Source organism: Streptomyces sp. NBC_01176 (assembly GCF_045039825.1).
Taxonomy (GTDB): Bacteria; Actinomycetota; Actinomycetes; order Streptomycetales; family Streptomycetaceae; genus Streptomyces.
Genome location: NZ_CP108600.1, coordinates 5,447,280 through 5,465,785 on the forward strand (window position 1 = coordinate 5,447,280; position 18,506 = coordinate 5,465,785).

General features: G+C 71.0%; 18 protein-coding genes. 5 read left to right on the plus strand and 13 right to left on the minus strand.

Annotated elements, in window-relative coordinates:
• Nucleotides 1-37: 37 nt before the first annotated feature.
• Entirely contained in the window at nt 38-2,437 is a 2,400-nt protein-coding gene (locus OG199_RS23550) for an HAD-IC family P-type ATPase (RefSeq protein WP_405831119.1), read from the minus strand.
• Nucleotides 2,438-2,579: 142 nt separating this feature from the next.
• The gene (locus OG199_RS23555; protein ID WP_266699925.1) at nt 2,580-2,858 is read right to left on the minus strand and encodes a DUF2530 domain-containing protein; all 279 of its coding nucleotides are present in this window, start codon (nt 2,856-2,858) and stop codon (nt 2,580-2,582) included.
• Between the two features lie 241 nt (nt 2,859-3,099).
• Here OG199_RS23555 and OG199_RS23560 point away from each other — a divergent pair, with 241 nt between their 5' ends.
• Entirely contained in the window at nt 3,100-4,551 is a 1,452-nt protein-coding gene (locus OG199_RS23560; protein WP_356806549.1) for an NCS2 family permease, read from the plus strand.
• 67 nt (nt 4,552-4,618) lie between these two features.
• On the opposite strand, the gene OG199_RS23565 is transcribed toward OG199_RS23560, so the two are convergent.
• Nucleotides 4,619-4,801, minus strand: a complete 183-nt coding sequence (locus OG199_RS23565) for a ribbon-helix-helix protein, CopG family (RefSeq protein ID WP_356806548.1) — start codon at nt 4,799-4,801, stop codon at nt 4,619-4,621.
• Nucleotides 4,802-4,944: 143 nt separating this feature from the next.
• Here OG199_RS23565 and OG199_RS23570 point away from each other — a divergent pair, with 143 nt between their 5' ends.
• The 3 genes from OG199_RS23570 to thpR all read left to right on the plus strand — a co-directional run bounded on the left by OG199_RS23570 (nt 4,945) and on the right by thpR (nt 7,550).
• Nucleotides 4,945-5,382, plus strand: coding sequence for a MarR family winged helix-turn-helix transcriptional regulator (locus OG199_RS23570; protein WP_266699923.1), 438 nt, complete (start codon nt 4,945-4,947; stop codon nt 5,380-5,382).
• 291 nt (nt 5,383-5,673) lie between these two features.
• On the plus strand, nt 5,674-6,939 hold the full coding sequence (locus OG199_RS23575; protein WP_405831122.1) for an MFS transporter: 1,266 nt from the start codon (nt 5,674-5,676) through the stop codon (nt 6,937-6,939).
• Nucleotides 6,940-6,977: 38 nt separating this feature from the next.
• Complete coding sequence (gene thpR, locus OG199_RS23580) at nt 6,978-7,550, plus strand: RNA 2',3'-cyclic phosphodiesterase (protein WP_356806545.1); 573 nt, start codon at nt 6,978-6,980, stop codon at nt 7,548-7,550.
• Between the two features lie 324 nt (nt 7,551-7,874).
• On the opposite strand, the gene OG199_RS23585 is transcribed toward thpR, so the two are convergent.
• The 3 genes from OG199_RS23585 to OG199_RS23595 form a co-directional block, all read right to left on the minus strand.
• On the minus strand, nt 7,875-8,867 hold the full coding sequence (locus tag OG199_RS23585) for an aldo/keto reductase (protein ID WP_356806544.1): 993 nt from the start codon (nt 8,865-8,867) through the stop codon (nt 7,875-7,877).
• Between the two features lie 74 nt (nt 8,868-8,941).
• Complete coding sequence (locus OG199_RS23590) at nt 8,942-9,526, minus strand: Uma2 family endonuclease (RefSeq protein WP_405831125.1); 585 nt, start codon at nt 9,524-9,526, stop codon at nt 8,942-8,944.
• Nucleotides 9,527-9,613: 87 nt separating this feature from the next.
• Nucleotides 9,614-10,297: an SGNH/GDSL hydrolase family protein gene (locus tag OG199_RS23595; protein WP_401800365.1), complete on the minus strand. Its 684-nt coding sequence runs from the start codon at nt 10,295-10,297 to the stop codon at nt 9,614-9,616.
• Nucleotides 10,298-10,434: 137 nt separating this feature from the next.
• Here OG199_RS23595 and OG199_RS23600 point away from each other — a divergent pair, with 137 nt between their 5' ends.
• Complete coding sequence (locus OG199_RS23600) at nt 10,435-11,433, plus strand: WD40 repeat domain-containing protein (protein ID WP_405831127.1); 999 nt, start codon at nt 10,435-10,437, stop codon at nt 11,431-11,433.
• An 80-nt stretch (nt 11,434-11,513) separates the two neighbouring features.
• On the opposite strand, the gene serC is transcribed toward OG199_RS23600, so the two are convergent.
• The 7 genes from serC to OG199_RS23635 all read right to left on the minus strand — a co-directional run bounded on the left by serC (nt 11,514) and on the right by OG199_RS23635 (nt 18,369).
• On the minus strand, nt 11,514-12,632 hold the full coding sequence (serC, locus tag OG199_RS23605; RefSeq protein ID WP_266699916.1) for a phosphoserine transaminase: 1,119 nt from the start codon (nt 12,630-12,632) through the stop codon (nt 11,514-11,516).
• A gap of 119 nt (nt 12,633-12,751) precedes the next feature.
• Nucleotides 12,752-13,963, minus strand: a complete 1,212-nt coding sequence (locus OG199_RS23610) for a cytochrome P450 (RefSeq protein ID WP_266699915.1) — start codon at nt 13,961-13,963, stop codon at nt 12,752-12,754.
• Between the two features lie 127 nt (nt 13,964-14,090).
• The gene (locus tag OG199_RS23615) at nt 14,091-15,299 is read right to left on the minus strand and encodes a cytochrome P450 (RefSeq protein WP_266699914.1); all 1,209 of its coding nucleotides are present in this window, start codon (nt 15,297-15,299) and stop codon (nt 14,091-14,093) included.
• Nucleotides 15,296-15,943 (minus strand): GTP-binding protein, encoded by a 648-nt coding sequence (locus tag OG199_RS23620; RefSeq protein ID WP_401800373.1) that lies wholly within the window; start codon nt 15,941-15,943, stop codon nt 15,296-15,298. The genes OG199_RS23615 and OG199_RS23620 overlap by 4 nt, the downstream gene beginning before the upstream one ends.
• A complete protein-coding gene (locus tag OG199_RS23625) occupies nt 15,924-16,271 on the minus strand; it encodes a DUF742 domain-containing protein (RefSeq protein WP_356271470.1) in 348 nt (115 codons plus the stop codon). The genes OG199_RS23620 and OG199_RS23625 overlap by 20 nt, the downstream gene beginning before the upstream one ends.
• Nucleotides 16,268-16,675, minus strand: coding sequence for a roadblock/LC7 domain-containing protein (locus OG199_RS23630; protein ID WP_054235659.1), 408 nt, complete (start codon nt 16,673-16,675; stop codon nt 16,268-16,270). The genes OG199_RS23625 and OG199_RS23630 overlap by 4 nt, the downstream gene beginning before the upstream one ends.
• Entirely contained in the window at nt 16,672-18,369 is a 1,698-nt protein-coding gene (locus tag OG199_RS23635; protein ID WP_405831129.1) for an ATP-binding protein, read from the minus strand. Before OG199_RS23635 ends, OG199_RS23630 begins: the two co-directional genes overlap by 4 nt.
• Between the last annotated feature and the right edge of the window lie 137 nt (nt 18,370-18,506).

Consider the following 18,506-nt stretch of genomic DNA (forward strand, 5'->3'; position numbering starts at 1 on the left):
GGGACCGTGTGGTTCGCCGCGTGACCCACCGGGTGGTTCACGTGGGAATGCGGCGGTCCACCGCTCTCCACAGCAGTTCCAGGCAGGCCGCCGCCACCGCGGCGATGCCCACCGCGATCCACGGCATCTGCGTGCCGACCAGCTTCAGCGCGAAGAAGTGCTGGAGCCACGGCACGATCAGTACGACGAGGAACGCCAGCCCCATCGAGGCCACCAGGACGATCCGCCACCAGGTGTACGGCCGGGCGATGATCGCCAGCACCCACATCGAGATCAGGAACAGTGTCAGCGTCGCCGCGCTGGTCTCCGCGTTCAACTGGTCGGGCCCGGTGTAGTGGTGACGGGCCACCAGATAGGTCACGAAGGTGGCGACCCCGGCGACGACACCGCCGGGGATCGAGTAGCGCATGACCCGCCGTACGAAGTGCGGTCTCGCCCGCTCCGTGTTGGGGGCGAGCGCGAGGAAGAACGCCGGGATGCCGATCGTCAGGGTGGACAGCAGGGTCAGGTGCCGGGGCAGGAAGGGGTATTCGACCCGCCAGCACACCACCAGCACCGCCAGCAGCACCGAGTAGACGGTCTTCACCAGGAACAGGGTCGCGACCCGGGTGATGTTGCCGATGACCCGGCGGCCCTCCGCCACCACCGAGGGCAGCGTCGAGAAGCTGTTGTTGAGCAGCACGATCTGGGCGACCGCCCGGGTCGCCTCCGAACCCGACCCCATGGACACGCCGATGTCGGCGTCCTTGAGGGCCAGGACGTCGTTCACGCCGTCGCCCGTCATCGCCACCGTGTGGCCGCGCGACTGCAGCGCGCCCACCATGTCGCGCTTCTGCTGCGGGGTGACCCGCCCGAACACCGTGCCCTTGTCCAGTGACTTCGCCATCTCCTCCCGCTCGTCGGGAAGCCGGCGCGCGTCCACGACCTCGCCGCTCAGACCGAGCTTCCCGGCCACCGCGCCGACCGAGACCGCGTTGTCACCGGAGATGACCTTCGCCCTGACGTCCTGCTCGGCGAAGTAGCGCAGGATGTCCGCCGCGTCCGGGCGCAGCCGCTGCTCCAGTACGACCAGCGCGGTCGGCCGGGCGCCCTTCTTCACCTCGGGATCGTCGAGGTCCCTGGTGGCCCGGCAGAGCAGCAGGACCCGCAGCCCCTCCTCGTTCAGCCGATCGGTCTCGGCGAGCGCCGGGTCCCCGGCGGGCAGCAGCACGTCGGGGGCGCCGAGCAGCCACGTACCGGACTCGCCGTTGCCCTCGCTGAAGGACGCCCCGCTGTACTTGCGGGCGGAGGAGAAGGGCAGCGACTCGACGCAGCGCCAGTCCTCGCTGTCCGGGTAGGCGTCGATGATCGCCTGGAGGGAGGGGTTCGGCCGCGGGTCGGACTCGCCGAGCGCGCCGAGGACCTTGCGTACGTACGACTCGTCGGCACCTCCCAGCGGCCGCAGCTCGGTGACGTCCATGCCGCCCTCGGTGAGGGTGCCGGTCTTGTCGAGACAGACGGTGTCGATGCGGGCGAGGCCCTCGATGGCCGGAAGTTCCTGCACGAGGCACTGTTTCCGGCCGAGCCGGATGACGCCGATCGCGAAGGCGACGGAGGTGAGGAGGACGAGACCCTCGGGGACCATCGGCACGATCCCGCCGACCGTCCGCGCGACGGAGTCCTTGAAGCCGTGCTGCTTGACCACGAGCTGGCTGATGACCAGACCGATCGCGGTCGGGATCATCATCCACGTCACGTACTTGAGGATCGTGGAGATACCGCTGCGCAGCTCGGAGTGGACGAGCGTGAACCGCGACGCCTCCTCGGCCAGCTGTGCCGCGTACGCCTCCCGGCCCACCTTCGTCGCGGTGAACGCGCCGCCGCCCGCCACCACGAAGCTGCCCGACATCACCTTGTCGCCGCGGCGTTTGACCACGGGGTCGGCCTCACCCGTGAGCAGCGACTCGTCGATCTCCAGGCCGTCGGCCTCCACACAGGCGCCGTCGACGACGATCTTGTCCCCGGGGCCGATCTCTATCACGTCCCCGAGCACGATCCGCGAGGTGCTGACCTCGGCGGCGACCCCGTCCCTGCGCACCGTCGGTTTCGCCTCGCCGATCACCGCGAGCGAGTCCAGGGTCTTCTTGGCCCGCCATTCCTGGATGATGCCGATCCCGGTGTTGGCGATGATCACGTACCCGAACAGGCTGTCCTGGAACGGAGCCACGGACAGCATGATCAGCCAGAGCACACCGATGATGGCGTTGAACCGGGTGAAGACGTTCGCGCGGACGATCTCGCCCAGTGAGCGGCTGCTGCGCACCGGGACGTCGTTCACCTCGCCGCGCGCCACCCTTTCGGCCACTTCGGCGGCGGACAGCCCCTTGGCCCGCCCGGGGGCGGGGAGGGGCACGGGGTGCACCGGATCCAGTTCCGCGCCCGCGTCGATGTGCGTCATGCATTCGACGGTACGTGCGGAAGGGGGGCTTCACCTGCCGAGTGCCCCGGAGATCCGACCAGGGGAGGACGGGGGACGGCGGGCCGTGATGCCCTGGTCGGAGTCTGCGGGCCGGAGGGCGGAGGGTGCCGGGCGGGGCCGCTTACTCCGCGGCGGTGGACGACGGCGCGGTGCCGGCCGCCGCGGCCCGTTTGATCGCGGCGTCGCGCCTGCGGACGTACCAGATGCCGATCAGTCCGAGGCCCGCGCCGGCCAGGCAGGTCCACACCCACCAGGTGTGCCCGTGGTCGTCGTACCAGCCGTAGAACGGCAGCTGCACCAGGAAGAGGACGAACCAGAGGATCGTGCCGCCCGTGATGGTGGCGACGACGGGCCCCTCCAGGGGCTCCGGCGCCTCGTGCTTGGGGGTCCACTTCGCCATGGGCACAGCTTACGAGGCCGCGGACCGGACGATGCTCGCACCCGTGTTCCCGTGGCCTACCAACGGTCTACGCGCGGAGATAGCGATTTCCGATTCATATGTTCATACTGAAACAGTCCGAGTCTGGCCAGTTGTATTCGTAGGAAACACCAACAGCGACCGGGGAATCCCGTTGGTGGCGATCGACCGCCGGCCGGACTCGATCATGTTCCCCGTCCCCCCCGCACGCTTGAGGACCCGCATGTCCACCTCGGCCGCCACCAAGGCCCCCGCCCCGCAGGAGCCGGAGTCCCGGCCCGCGCGGAACGCCCTCGACCGCTACTTCAAGATCTCCGAACGCGGTTCCAGCATCCCGCGCGAGATCCGCGGCGGTCTCGCCACCTTCTTCGCGATGGCCTACATCATCGTGCTGAACCCGATCATCCTGGGCAGCGCGAAGGACATGTACGGGCACCACCTGGACAACGGCCAGCTGGTCACCGCGACCGCCCTGACCGCGGCCTTCACCACCCTCCTCATGGGCGTCATCGGCAACGTGCCGATCGCGCTGGCGGCCGGCCTCGGTGTGAACACGGTCGTCGCGCTCCAGCTCGCCCCGCGGATGTCCTGGCCGGACGCCATGGGCATGGTCGTGCTGGCCGGCTTCATCGTGATGCTGCTGGTCGCCACCGGGCTGCGCGAGCGCGTCATGAACGCCGTGCCGCTGGGGCTGCGCAAGGGCATCTCGATCGGTATCGGCCTGTTCATCATGCTGATCGGCCTGGTCGACTCCGGCTTCGTCTCCCGCATCCCGGACGTCGCCCAGACCACCGTGCCGCTGCAGCTCGGCTCCGACGGTCACCTCAACGGCTGGCCGGTGCTGGTCTTCGTCCTCGGCACGCTGCTCACCCTCGCGCTGATCGTGCGCAAGGTGCCGGGCGCGATCCTCATCTCGATCGTCACCATGACGGTGCTCGCGGTGATCGTCAACGCCGTCGCCACGATCCCGTCCTGGGGTCTGACCACCCCGAAGTGGCCGGGCAACCCGGTCGCCACCCCGGACTTCGGACTCGTCGGCAAGGTCAGCCTCTTCGGCGGTTTCGGCAAGGTCGGCGTGCTGACGGGCATCCTCTTCGTCTTCACCGTGCTGCTGTCGTGCTTCTTCGACGCGATGGGCACGATCATGGGCGTCAGTGACGAGGCCAAGCTGACCGACGCACAGGGCAACATGCCCGGCATCAACAAGGTCCTCTTCGTCGACGGCATCGCGGTCGCCGCGGGCGGCGCCAGCTCCTCCTCGGCCACCACCTGCTTCGTGGAGTCCACGGCGGGCGTCGGCGAGGGCGCGCGCACCGGCTTCGCGAACGTCGTCACCGGCGCGCTCTTCGCCGTGGCGCTCTTCCTGACCCCCATCGCCACGATGGTCCCGTCCCAGGCCGCCACCCCCGCGCTGCTCGCGGTCGGCTTCCTGATCCTTTCGGGCTCGGTCCGTGAGATCGACTGGGCCGACCACACGATCGCTATCCCGGCCTTCGTGACCATGGTGATGATGCCGTTCACCTACTCGATCACGAACGGCATCGGCATGGGCTTCATCACCTTCGTGGTGCTGCGCCTGGCGGCAGGCCGGGGCCGCGACATCCCGGTCGCGATGTACGTGGTGTCGGCGGTGTTCGCCTTCTACTACCTCATGCCGGCCCTCGGCCTCACCTGACGGGCGGGGCCACGCGTCCCGGCGTCCCCGTCCTCGGGCACTCCCGGAATCTCCCGGGCTCCCCGGCTCACGTGACCCCGTAGAACTTCTCCGTCTCCTCGACCGCGGTCTGGAACCGCTCGTCGAAGTCATCGCGAATGAGCGTCCGGACGACATAGTCCTGGACGCTCATTCCGCGTTTGGCGGCGTGGTCTCGGAGCCGGTCGAGCAGCTCCCCGTCTATCCGCAGGCTGAGCACAGTGGTCCCCATGGAGTCGAGGGTCGCCGGACTTCGCCGCGGAACGGGTCACTTTCCGCACGGGACTCACTCGTATGAGTGACGTAAGGGTTCAGTGGTCCGTGTCACGGGCACCCCGATGCTCTTTAGCGAGAGTAATGAGTTAAGCTAAATACATGCCTGACCTCACCCATGGCGACGACGCTGCCGCCGTGAACGCCCTGCGCTCCGCAGTGATGCGGCTGTCACGTCGACTCAAGCACCAGCGGGTCGACGAGTCGCTGAGCCCCACCGAGATGTCGGTGCTCGGCACCCTGGCCCGCTGTGGCTCCGCCACGCCGGGTGAACTCGCCCGCAAGGAGCATGTGCAGCCGCCCTCGATGACCCGCATCGTCGCGCTGCTGGAAGCCAAGGGCCTGGTCAGGCTGGAGCCTCACCCCGAGGACCGGCGACAGAAGGTCGTCACGCAGACCGACAAGGCCGAGGCGATGCTCGAAGAGAGCCGCCGCAGGCGGAACGCGTGGCTGGCCGGCCTGGTCGAGGCCCTGGACGAGGACGAGTGGGCGAAGCTCCGCGAGGCCGCTCCCGTCCTGGAGAAACTCGCGCAGATCTGATGCCCCGCCCGGCGTGCCGACCGACGTCCGGCCGGCACGCCCTCACCCTGGACACCGTCGTCCGTGCCCCCAAGGAGGCGAGCCCTTTTGAGTACGGGATCCGGAGCAGACTCCGCCCCCGCACCAGCCACCCACGACTCCCCGCCCACCCCTGACGGCGCCACCCGCCCGTCCCGCACACCCGGATCCCGGACCCCCTCGGCCACGGCGGCCTCCCCGTCTTCTTCGCCGACCCCGGCACCCCAGGCACCCCCGGCACCCCGCGCGCCCTCGGCGGCCTCGTCGTCCTCGATGTTCAGCTCCCTGAAGATCCGGAACTACCGGCTGTTCTTCCTGGGCCAGGTCGTCTCCAACACCGGCACCTGGATGCAGCGCATCGCCCAGGACTGGCTGGTGCTGAGCCTCACCGGATCCTCCGCCGCGGTCGGTATCACCACCGCGCTGCAGTTCCTGCCGATGCTGCTCTTCGGGCTCTACGGCGGCGTCCTGGTCGACCGGCTCCCCAAGCGCCCCACCCTGCTGGCCACCCAGACGGCCATGGGCCTCACCGGGCTCGCGCTCGCCTTCCTGACCCTCTCCGGCCACGTCCAGGTCTGGCACGTCTACCTGGCGGCCTTCGCCGTCGGCCTCGCCACGGTCGTCGACAACCCGGCCCGCCAGTCCTTCGTCTCCGAGATGGTCGGCCCCGGCCAGCTGCAGAACGCGGTCAGCCTCAACTCCGCCAACTTCCAGTCGGCCCGCCTCGTCGGCCCCGCCGTCGCGGGCGTGCTGATCACCGGTGTGGGCACCGGCTGGGCGTTCCTGTTCAACGGACTGTCCTTCGTGGCCCCCATCGCGGGTCTGCTGCTGATGCGCTCCCGCGACCTGCACATGGTCGAGCGGGCGCCCCGCGGCAAGGGGCAGCTCCGCGAGGGCCTCCGCTATGTCGCCGGCCGCCCCGACCTGGTCTGGCCGATCGTCCTCGTCGGTTTCATCGGCACCTTCGGCTTCAACTTCCCCGTCTGGCTCTCCGCCTACGCGGACGACGTCTTCCACGCGGGCGCCGGCGCGTACAGCCTCTTCAACACGCTGATGGCGGTCGGCTCGGTGGCCGGCGCGCTGCTCGCGGCCCGCCGCGGCACGGCCCGGCTGCGCGTGCTGATCGCGGCGGCCCTGGCCTTCGGTCTGCTGGAGGCGGTGGCGGCCGTGGTGCCGTCGCTGTGGCTCTTCTCGCTGCTCATGGTCCCGATCGGGGTCTTCGGCCTGACGGTCAACGTCACGGCGAACACCACGGTCCAGATGGCCACCGACCCCGTCATGCGCGGCCGTGTCATGGCGCTGTTCATGATGGTCTTCGTGGGCGGTACGCCGCTCGGGGCGCCGCTGGTCGGCTGGGTCACCGACGCCTACGGTCCGCGCGTCGGCTTCGCTCTCGGCGGTCTGGTCTCGGCCGCCGCCGCGACGGCCGTCGGCCTGGTCCTGGCCCGGGTGGGCGGGCTGCGCCTGTCGGTCGGCTGGCACCGCGGCCATCCGCAGGTGCGCTTCGTCCCCAAGGAACGGCTGGCGACGGCGGTCTGACCGGCGACCGTGGCCCCCGATCCTGGGACAGTGGGGCCATGAGACTCTTCGCGGCCGTGCTGCCACCCGAGGAAGCGGTACGTGAACTCGGCGCGGCGGTGGACGCGTTGCACCGGCTGCCGGGCGCGGACGGTCTGCGGTGGACGGGCCGTCCGGGCTGGCACTTCACGCTCGCCTTCTACGGCGAGGTCGAGGAGGAGCTCACCGGTCCCCTCGCGGACCGGCTGTCCCGGGCCGCCCGGCGCACGCCGCCCGTCCCGCTCGCCCTCCGGGGCGGGGGCCACTTCGGCGGCCGGGCCCTGTGGGCCGGAGTGTCGGGAGACGTCACCACCCTGCGCCTGCTCGCCGACCGCGCGGAGGCGGCGGCGCGCAGGGCGGGCGTCCCGATGGGCGAGCACCGCCGCTACCGCCCGCATCTGACGGTGGCCCGCAGCAGGCAGGCCGCGGACTTCGAGGCGTACGTCACCGCCCTGGACGACTTCGCCGGGCATCCCTGGACGGCGGGCGAGCTGTGTCTCGTACGCAGCAATCTGCCGAGGTCGGGGGTCCCGGGGGAGCAGCCGCGCTACGAGACGGTGGCGCGGTGGGCGCTGGCCGGGGCGGGCGGCTGAAGGGGGCCGGGGACCGCCGGTTAACCTCAATGGCGTGAATCCCAAGACCCGAAACCAAATCATGGCCGGTGTGCTCGTGCTGATGTTCGTCGTGGTGGCGCTGGCGGCGGCGGTCAAGTAGGCGGCCCGCCCGCGATCGGCGCGCTCCACCGGGGAGCCACCGGGAGTACCGGGGAGCACCCGGGAGAACCGGGCACCCCCCGGGAGAACCAGGGACAGCCCGGACCCGCCGGGTGGCGCGGGAACCGCGCGCCCCGGTCCCGTGGGACAGGCCGCATGGTTCCCGCACCCCTGACGACTCCCTGGACGCCCTGTGGGGGCGTGCTACCAGGCGAAGGCCTCCGGCGCGGGACCCGGGCCGGGGAAGATCTCGTCCAGCGCGGACAGCAGCTCCGGCGACAGCTCCAGCTCGACGGCGCGCAGGGCGGAGTCGAGCTGCTGCGCGGTGCGCGGGCCGACGATGGGGCCGGTGACGCCGGGCCGGGTCAGCAGCCAGGCCAGCGCCGCCTCGCCGGGCTCGATCCCGTGCTTGTCGAGCAGGTCCTCGTACGACTGGATCTGCGCGCGGATGGCGGTGTTGGCCAGCGACTCGGCGGCCCGGCCGCCCGCCCTGCGGCCGCCCTCCGTCTCCTTCCGGATGACCCCGCCGAGCAGTCCGCCGTGCAGCGGCGACCAGGGGATGACCCCGAGCCCGTACTCCTGCGCGGCCGGGATGACCTCCATCTCGGCGCGTCGCTCGGCCAGGTTGTAGAGGCACTGCTCGCTGACGAGGCCGATGGTGCCGCCGCGGCGGGCGGCGATCTCGTTGGCCTGGGCGATCTTGTAGCCGGGGAAGTTGCTGGAGCCGACGTAGAGGATCTTGCCCTGCTGGACCAGGACGTCGATCGCCTGCCAGATCTCCTCGAAAGGGGTGCGGCGGTCGACGTGGTGGAACTGGTAGATGTCGATGTAGTCCGTCTGGAGCCGCTTGAGGCTGGCGTCGACCGCCCGCCGGATGTTGACCGCGGAGAGCTTGTCGTGGTTGGGCCAGGCGTCGCCTTCGGCGGCCATGTTGCCGTACACCTTGGTGGCGAGCACGACCTTGTCGCGCCGCTCGCCGCCCTGGGCGAACCAGTTCCCGATGATCTCTTCCGTACGGCCCTTGTTCTCGCCCCAGCCGTACACGTTCGCGGTGTCGAAGTAGTTGATCCCTGAGGCCAGTGCCGCGTCCATGATCGCGTGGCTGTCGGCCTCGTCGGTCTGCGGACCGAAGTTCATGGTGCCGAGGACGAGCCGGCTGACCTTGAGTCCCGTGCGTCCGAGCTGCGTGTACTTCATGACTCCCCACCCAACGGCGTGGAGTGCGCTCTAGGCAAGAGTGGAACGCCGGGACAGCCCTTACGGGACAGCCCTTAGTCCCGGGGGAAGTCGTCCGTCTTGACGGTGAGGCCGAGGAGGGTGGTCGTCATGTCGACCTCTCCGCCGAAGGCGACGGTCGTCTCGGTGATGTAGTCGCCGTCCTTGGGCTGGGTGTACAGATGGCACTTGCCCTGGTAGGGGTCGGCGACGAGATAGACCGGCACCTCGGCGTTCGCGTACGCGGTCTTCTTGGGGCCGTAGTCGTTGGCCGCCGTCCCCTTGGAGATGACCTCGGCGACGAACTCGACGTCCTGGCAGTTCCACAGCCCCTTGGAGTCCTTGGCGGCGTCCTCCGCCACCAGCGTCACATCGGTGGCGAACCCGTTGAGATGGCCCGGATAGTCGATGCGCACGTCGGACTTCACGCGCCTGCGCGGGTACTTGGTGCGCAACTGCTCGACGATGTCGAGGATGATTTCCCAGTGGGTGTCCCGCTGCGGTGCCGTGAAGACGGTTCCCTCGACGATCTCGACTTTGTATCCCTCGGGGGTGGTCCGCTCCATCGACTCGAACAGGGTGTCCAGAGTCAGTTCGTGGTTGTCGTCGGCCATCTCGATCCTGTCTTCGAGGACGGTCATCGTGGCACTCCTCCCCGCCGCGACCCGGTCGAGCGCAGCCACGCGGTTCAACGATACGTACGACGATCCGGGTGCGCCGGGATTCGGTCAGGCGCTGTCGGCCGAGTACGGCTCCCCGAGGTCCCACGCCTGGTACATCGCCTCCGCGAAGGCCTCCGTGATCCGGTGTTCGCCGCTCTCGTTCGGGTGGGTGCCGTCGTAGGTGTCGAGGTGGATGTCGTACCCGGGGGGCGGGGAGACGAGCAGCAGGGGGGAACGGGGCTCGTCGAGGTCGGCGACCGCCTTCGCGAGGAAGTCGTTGAAGGAGGCCACCGCGGCGGCGAAGGGCGCGTCGGACTGCGCGCGGACGTTCGGTATCACCGGCAGGACGGCCATCCGGATCCGCGGGTTCGCCGCGCGGGCCTCGGCGACGAAGGCGCGGACGTTCTCGGCCGTCTGCTCCGCGTTCGTGTAGAAGCCCAGGTCGATCAGGCCGAGGGAGACCAGGAGCACGTCGGCGCGGTGCGCGCGAACCGCGTCCTGGATCAGCGGGACCATGTGGATCCAGCCCTCGCCCCAGCCGGCGAGGTGGGCCTGCGGAAAGTCCGGTTCCGCGTACTCGTACGAGTCGGGGGACTCGGTCGCCTTGTCGTAGAGCGTCTCGCGCGGGCCGACGATCCGGAACGGGCCCCCGTACGTCGCGCGCAGGTGCTGCCACATCCGGTAACGCCACGTGTGTTCCCCCGCGCTCCCGATCGTCTGGGAGTCGCCGACGGGCATGAACCTGAGCATCCGCTCATCATGGACGATCGGTGCGGAGGGCATGACCGCCGGGGGTGTGAGGCTGGACACGCCTCGAGGACGCGATACGGGGCCGGCCGCGGGCGGAGATCGAACTGAAAGTCCGTTCGAGATGGCAGGCTTGGGCCATGCGCCGATCGCCCTCCCATTTTGCCGGAGCCGCCGCCCGACTGGCCGCCGGAGCCGCCCTCGTCGTCGCGCTGTCGGCGCCCGCCGTCGCCGACGGCGGGGACGGCGGATTCACGATCAAGGACCCCCGGATCACCGAGTCCAGCGGGCTCGCCGCCTCGCACCTGCACCCCGGCATCTACTGGACGCACAACGACAGCGACGACGGCCCGTACCTCTACGCCGTCGACAGCAGGACCGGCGAGACGGTCGCCACCGTCACGATGAGCGGGGTCGGCGCCCCCCGCGACGTCGAGGCCATCTCGCTGGGCCCGGACGGCGATCTCTACGTCGGTGACATCGGCGACAACCTCGGCGGCACCTGGAACCACGTCTGGATCTACAAGCTGCCCGAGCCGAAGGTGCTCAAGGACCAGACGATCCGGGCCACCCAGTACGTCGTGAAGTACGCGGACGGGCCCCGCAACGCGGAGGCGCTGATGGTGCATCCGAAGACCGGGCGGGTCTACATCGCCGACAAGAACGAGGACGGCGGGCACCTCTACGAGGGTCCCGCACAACTCTCCTCCTCCGGCACGAACGTGTTCCGCCGGGTCGCCACCATCGACCTCTGGGTCACCGACGGAGCCTTCTCGCCGAACGGCGAACAGCTGGCGCTGCGCGGGTACTTCGGCGGGATCCTGTACACCTGGAACGACGGGAAGCCGAAGCGGCAGGGTCGGCTGAACGTTCCCCTGCAGGGGCAGGGCGAGTCCGTCACGTACACGCCCGACGGGTCGGAGCTGATGTACGGCAGCGAGGGCAAGGACAGCCCGGTGCAGCCCGGCTCGGTTCCCGGGGGCGGATCCGACTCCAAGTCCCCTTCGGCGAGCGGTGGTTCGTCGTCGGCGGGCGGTGACGGGGGCGGTGGCCTGGGTTCCGGCGCCAAGGGGGCGCTGGCCGTCGGCGCGGTGCTGGTGGTGGTCTTCGCGGTGAGACGGCTGCTGCGCAGGTCCTAGGAAGCCGGAGCGGGAGCGCGGCGACAGCGGAAAGGGGCGCCCGGCGAGTGCCGGGCGCCCCTTTCCGGGTACGGGTGAGGTCAGAGCTTCTCGATGACGTGGTCGACGCACTTCGTCAGTGCCTCGACGTCCGCCGGGTCGATCGCCGGGAACATCGCGATGCGCAGCTGGTTGCGGCCGAGCTTGCGGTAGGGCTCGGTGTCGACGATGCCGTTGGCGCGCAGGACCTTGGCGACCGCGGCGGCGTCGATCTCGTCGTCGAAGTCGATCGTGCCGATGACCTGCGAACGCTTGGCCGCGTCGGTGACGAACGGAGTGGCGTACTTGGAGTCCTCGGCCCAGGTGTACAGCCGGGTCGAGGAGTCCTTGGTACGGGCCGTGGACCAGGCCAGACCGCCCTGGCCGTTGATCCACTCCAGCTGCTCGTTGAGCAGGAAGAGGGTGGCGAGGGCCGGGGTGTTGTACGTCTGGTTCTTGCGGGAGTTGTCGATCGCCGTGGGGAGCGAGAAGAACTCCGGCACATGGCGGCCCGACGCGTGGACTCGCTCGGCGCGCTCGATGGCGGCCGGGGAGAAGACGGCGATCCACAGGCCGCCGTCGGAGGCGAAGGACTTCTGCGGGGCGAAGTAGTAGACGTCCGTCTCGGCGATGTCGACCGGCAGGCCGCCTGCGCCGGAGGTGGCGTCCACCAGGACGAGGGAGCCCTCGTCGGCGCCGGCGACCCGCCTGATGGGGGCGGCGACACCGGTGGAGGTCTCGTTGTGGGTGAAGGCGTACACGTCGACGCCGGCCTCGGCCGAGGGCTCGGGGTGGGTGCCCGGGTCGGACGCGATCACGGTGGGTTCGGCGAGCCACGGGGCGAGCTTCGCGGCCTTGGCGAACTTGGAGCTGAACTCACCGAAGTTGAGGTGCTGCGACTTGTTCTCGATCAGGCCGTGGGTCGCCACGTCCCAGAACGCGGTGGAGCCGCCGTTGCCGAGGACGACCTCGTACCCGTCGGGCAGCGAGAACAGTTCGCGCACACCCTCCCGGACCCTCCCGACCAGGTTCTTGACCGGCGCCTGGCGGTGCGACGTGCCGAGCAGGGAACTGCCGGTCGCCGCCAGCGCGTCCAGTGCCTCCGTCCGCACCTTGGAGGGGCCGGCGCCGAATCGTCCGTCGGCGGGCTTGATGTCAGCGGGGATCTGGATGTCAGCCACGAGCCGGAGGGTATCTCTTCGGCGAAACCGGACGGAAGCGTGTCCGTTCGATGAGACGACCCGGCCGGCCCGTGGCCGCTGGGGGGGGGCCACGGCGTTCCGCCCGCCCCCGTGGAGAGCTACGGGGCGAGCCGGACCGGCAGTTCGAACAGGTCGTTCTGGGTCACCACGGGCTTGTTGCGCAACTCCGCGACGGGCACCGCCAGGTCGAGGGCGGGGAAGCGCTCGTACAGCGCCGGCAGCGCGACTCCGGCCTCCAGCCGGGACAGGGCGGCACCCGGGCAGACGTGCGGGCCGTGGCCGAACGAGATGTGGCGGTTGGCGGTGGTGCGGGTGATGTCGAAGTCCCCGGCCGTCGGGCCGTGGGCGTTCTCGTCGCGCCCGATCGCGCCGTACGACACGATCAGCGCGTCACCCGCGGGGATGACCTTGTCCCCGACCGGCACGTCCTCCGTCGCGAAGCGGATCAGGACGTGCGAGGTGGGGGTGGAGTGGCGCAGCGTCTCCTCCACCACGGCCGACCAGTCGGCCTCACCGGAAAGGACGAGCGCGCGCTGCTCCGGATGGGCGGACAGGTTGACCACCGCGTTGACGATGAGGGAGATCGTCGTCTCGTGTCCCGCCGCCACCATCAGCTGGAGGGTGGAGACGATCTCCTCGTCGGTGAGGTGGTCGCCGTTCTCGGAGGCGAGGATCAGGGCGCTGGTCAGGTCGTCGCCGGGCTCGGCGCGTTTGGCCGCGACGGTGTCGGCCATGATCCCGGCCAGTTCGGTGAGCGTGGCGAGGACCTCGGCGGGCGGGGTCTGCGTCGAGAAGAACTTCTCGAAGAGCTCCTTGAGGCGGGGGAGGCGGGACTCCTCGATGCCCATGAGGTCGGCGACGACGTACATGGGCAGCGGGTAGGCGAAGTCGGCCTTCAGGTCGACGACTCCGGCGTCGGCGGAGAGCTGGTCGAGCAGCCCCTGCGTCAGCTTGGTGATCCGCTCCCGCATCTGCTCCACCCGGCGGGGCGTCAGCGCCTGTGCCACCAGCGTGCGCATCCTGCGGTGGTCCGCGCCGTCGACCGTCAGCATGGACCGGCCGGGGTTGGCGAGGCCGATCAGCGGCCAGTCGGGGGCTATCTCGCCGCGCTGCCAGGCGCCCCACACGTTGATGTCCTTCACCAGCCGGGGGTCCGTGAGCAGGGCGCGGGCCTCCGCGTGGTGCGTGACCGCCCAGACGGGCACGCCGCCGGGCAGCTCCACGGCGGCCAGCGGACCGGCTTCGCGCAGCCTGGCGCTCTCGCCGTCGAGGTCGGACACGAACGGGTCGAGGGCGATACGTGCGGTCATGCGGGGATGCCTCCAAGGGCCGGGGTGGGGATGCCGCGTCGTCGCGGGGGCCGTGGCGTCGGCGCAGGCCGTCGCGGCCCCCGCGGCCCCCGGCCGGACACGCGGGCCGGCCGGGCGCGGTGGAGTCTCACAGTGCGGGTACGGGGGTGAAGCGCACCGGGAGTTCGGTGAGGCCGCGCAGCCAGGGTGAGGGCCGGCGGGTGAGGGACGCGGCGGGTACCGCCAGGTCGATGTCGGGCAGGCGGTCCAGTACGACCTCGATGCCCGTCCGCGCGATGACCTCGGCGACCTCCTGGGCCGGGAACGGGCAGCGGTGCTCGCCGTGTCCGAAGGAGAAGTGGGCGTTGTTGCCGCCGGTGAGGGCGGAGCCGTCGGTGCGGACCTGCGGGTCGGAGTTGGCACCCTGGAGGCCGAGCAGCAGCAGGTCGCCGGCGCGGACGCGGTGGCCGCCGAGCTGGGTGTCGCGGGAGGCCCAGCGCCCGGCGACGTTCTGGGTGGGGGTGTCCTCCCAGAGGACCTCGTTCATGGCCTCCGCGACGCTGTTGCGGCCGCCGAAGAGGGAGGCGGCGAAACGGTCGTCCGTGAGCATCAGGCGCAGCGAGTTGCCGATCCAGTCCGCGGTGGGCTGGTGGCCCGCGGCCATCATGACCATCAGGTCCTGGATGATCTCCTCGTCGGTGAAGCCGGAGGTGTCGGCGAGCATCCGGGAGACGACGTCGCTCGCGGGGTCGGCCTTGCGGTCGGCCAGCAGCCGCGCCATGGAGCCGGCGAGGTGCTGCTGTCCGGCGAGTGCGCCCTCCCGCCCGTTGATCATGTCGTTGAGGGCGGTGACCAGGCCGGGGCCCTGTTCCTCGGAGAAGCCGTAGAGCGTCGCGAGGACCCGTACGGGCAGCAGCGCCGCGTAGTCCCCGACGAGGTCGATCTCGCCCTTGGCGCAGGCGGCGTCGATGAGTTCGTCGGCGAACCGCTCGGCGTGGGTGCGCAGTTCGAAGGGGTCGACGGCCTCCAGCGCCTCGCTGATCATCGCGGCGCGCTCACGGTGGCGTTCGCCGACCGTGTAGAGGATGGAGGGCTGCTTGCGGCCGATCATCGGCAGCAGGGGCCAGTCGTCGGGGATGCGGTCCCACTGGTTCCACAGGTCGGAGTCGCGGCTGAACAGCACGGGGTCACCGGTGACCTGGTGCAGCTCGCGGTAGCCGAGCACCAGCCACGCCGGGATGTCGCCGTCCAGCACGACGGACGCCACCGAGCCGTGGTCGCGCCGCATCTCCCGGTACAGCTCGGCGGGTTCGGTCTGGAACCGGGGCCCGCTGAGGGGCACGGGGGCGGGGGTCACAGGGCCAACTCCGGGGACTTGGTGACTTCTTCGGTGGCCGGGGTGGCGGCCTCGGCCGAGGCGGCGTACACGGTCTTCAGGTGTTCGACCAGGGTGATCAGCACCCGTTTGCTGGACTCCCGCGAGCGGGCGTCGCAGTCGATGAGCGGGACGTGCGGGTCGAGGTCGAGGGCCTCGCGGATCTCGGCGGGGGTGTGTCCCGGGCCGCCGAAGTCGTTGCAGGCGACGATGAACGGCGTGCCGTGGTGCTCCAGGCGGTCGATCGCGTACCAGGAGTCGTCGATGCGACGGGTGTCCACGAGGACGACCGCGCCGAGGGTGCCGGAGAAGAGGCGGTCCCACAGGAACCAGAAGCGTTCCTGGCCGGGCGCGCCGAACAGGTACAGCACGTTGCGGGCGTCGAGCGTGATGCGGCCGAAGTCGAAGGCGACGGTGGTCGCGGACTTGCCGCGGACCTCGCTGATGTCGTCGATCGTCTCCCCGGCCCGGGTCATCGTCTCCTCGGTGTTGAGCGGACGGATCTCGCTCACGGAGCGGACCAGGGTCGTCTTGCCGACGCCGAAACCGCCGACGACCACGATCTTCAGACCGTTGTCGGCGGTGGCGCCCAGCGGGGTCCTCGCGTCAGAGGTTGCGTAGTCCAACGAGCACCTGCTCCAGGATGTCGGGATCGGGTAGTGCTGCCTTCTGCGGGTGGCGGGCGCTGACCCGGCCCGCGGCGAGCAGGTCGGAGAGCAGGACCCGGGTGATGGACACCGGCAGCTTCAGCACGGCGGCGATCTCCACGACCGCCGTCGGCCGTTCGCACAGCCGCAGGATCGCGGCGTGCTCCGACTGCATGCCCAGGGCCGGATCGCACTCGGCGACCACGAGCGTCACGAGGTCGAACGGGGTGTCAGGCCCGGAACGGCTGCGTCCTCCGGTGAGGGTGTACAGCCGGTCGGGCGCGTCGTCCCTGCCCGGACGGCTCATGACGTCCGGGGCTGCGCGCTCAGGTGTTCGCCGAGTTGCTCGACCAGCTCGCTCATGTTGTGCCCGACCAGGCCGGCGTCCGCGTCCTCGGCGGTGACCACGGCGAGGTGGGCGCCGTCACCGGCCTCCACGATGAACAGGACCCCGCCGTAGAACTCGGTCATCGCCGAGCGGACGCCGCCGGTGCCGTCGCCGAACTCCACGGACGCGCCGTGGGACAGCGATTGGATGCCCGCGGCGATCGCGGCGAGCTGGTCGGCCCGGTCGACGGTGAGCTCCGGGGTGCGGCACAGCTTCAGGCCGTCGCGGGAGAGCACGAGGGCGTGCCGGGCGCCCGGGGTGCGCTCGAGGAGGCCCTCGATGAGCCAGGAGAGCTTCTCGTCGGCGGTGGTGGTGCCGGTCATGAAGTGGTGTCGCCTTCCGGGTGCGGGGGGTTGGTGTCCCGTACGGCTGCTTCGTCGCGTACGGCGTTCTCGGGGGTGTACGCCGGGGCGCGTACGGAGTCCTCGGGCACGGTTCCCTGGACCGCGGCCTGGTCCGGTGCCGTGCCGCGGACCGCCTGCCGGAAGCTGCCGAACCGGGCGGCGGTGACCTTGGAGTCGGTGGTGCGGGGATCCGATCCGGCGGCCTGGTCCGCGAGGCGGGCGCGGCTGCGCTCGGCGTGCTCGAGGGTGCGGCCGCGGCGGCGCTTGGGCAGGCTGCCGGCGGCGGGCTCGGTGTCCGCGTGCCGGGGGGAGTCGTGGGTGGGGACCGGGTCCGGGTCGAGGTCCCCGGTGGCTCGGGCGGCGGCGTACGACGCGCGGGGCGCCGGCCCGGGGGCGGGGTGGTCCTCGGCCGTGGCGGCGGTGTCCTCGGCGGGTACGGGGGCCGGGGCGGGGGCCGCGGCGGGCATGGCCTCGGGAGCCGTCGGCGCCGGCGCGGACGGCAGGGACAGCAGGTCCTGGGGGATGAGCACCAGGACGCCGGTGCCGCCGCGCGCGGAAGGCCGGAAGGAGACCTTCAGGCCGTGCTTGCGGGCGAGCCGGCCGACCACCGCGAGGCCGAGCCGGGTGCCGGTGAGACCGCCCAGTTCGGCGCCGTCGCCGGAGACGGCGCGCTCGGCGCGGCGCAGCTGGACGTCGCCCATGACGAGGCCGCTGTCCTCGACGGAGACGATGACACCGGCCGGGACCTCCTCGACGTACACATGGACCTCGGCGGTCGGCGGCGAGAAGTTCGCCGCGTTGTCGAGGAGTTCGGCGAGCGCGTGCATCACGCCCTCGGCGGCGTGGCCGGCGACCGCGGCGTCGCTGGAGGAGTGCAGGCGCACCCGCTGGTAGCCGCCGATGCGCCCCATGGCGCCGCGCAGGATCGACTCCATGACGATGGGCCGTGCCCAGCGGCGGCCGGAGCGGGCGCCTGCGAGGACGGCGACGGAGTCGGCGAGACGGCCGGCCTGCGCGGTGCGGTGGTCGAGGTGCAGGAGATCGGCGAGGACCTCCTCGTCGGAGTGCTTCTCCTCCATGGCGCGCAGGTCGGCGAGCATGGCCGTGGAGAGGGCCTGCATCCGGCCGGCCGCGTTGGCGGTGGCGGAGATCGCGGCGGCGCGGTCGCTCGTGGCCTGCCGGACCTGCTGGACGAGGCGCGCTCCGTCCGCGGTGAGTTCGGCGGACCGCTGCCGCTCGTCGGCGATCTCGGCGACGAGTCGCTGCCGTTCGGCTTCGAACTCGGCGGTGAGGCGGGTACGTTCGCGGGCCTCGGCATCGGCCGCCCGGGTCCGGTCGCGGGCGGACTCCTCCGCGAGCCGGGTCCGCTCCTGGTTGAACTCCTCGGCCTGGCGGGCCCGTTCCTGCAGCAGGCGGCCGGCGTCCTGGCTCACGGTGTCGAGGCGGCGGCGCGCCAGCTGCGCGGTCCGCACGGCGCGGGTGGCGACCGCGACGGCCACGCAGAGCAGCACGGCGGCCGTCCCGGTGACCCAGGCGACGGGCACCCGTGCGGAGTTCGGCGCGGCCGCCACCGCGCCGACCACCGCGAGCGCGGCCAGAGCGGCGGTGAGCAGGGGGGCGGGCGCCGTGGCGCGGAGGGTGGGTCGTTCGCCGGAGGGGCTGGGCGCGGTCATGAATCCTGTCCTCGGTCCGTGTCCTCGGTCGTTTCCTGGGCGAGAGGCGACACCTGATACTCAATTCGCCGTCACTATATGAGAGTTCGTGATCGCATTGGGAAGGTTCTGGATCCGGTCCCGTCATCGGACCGCGA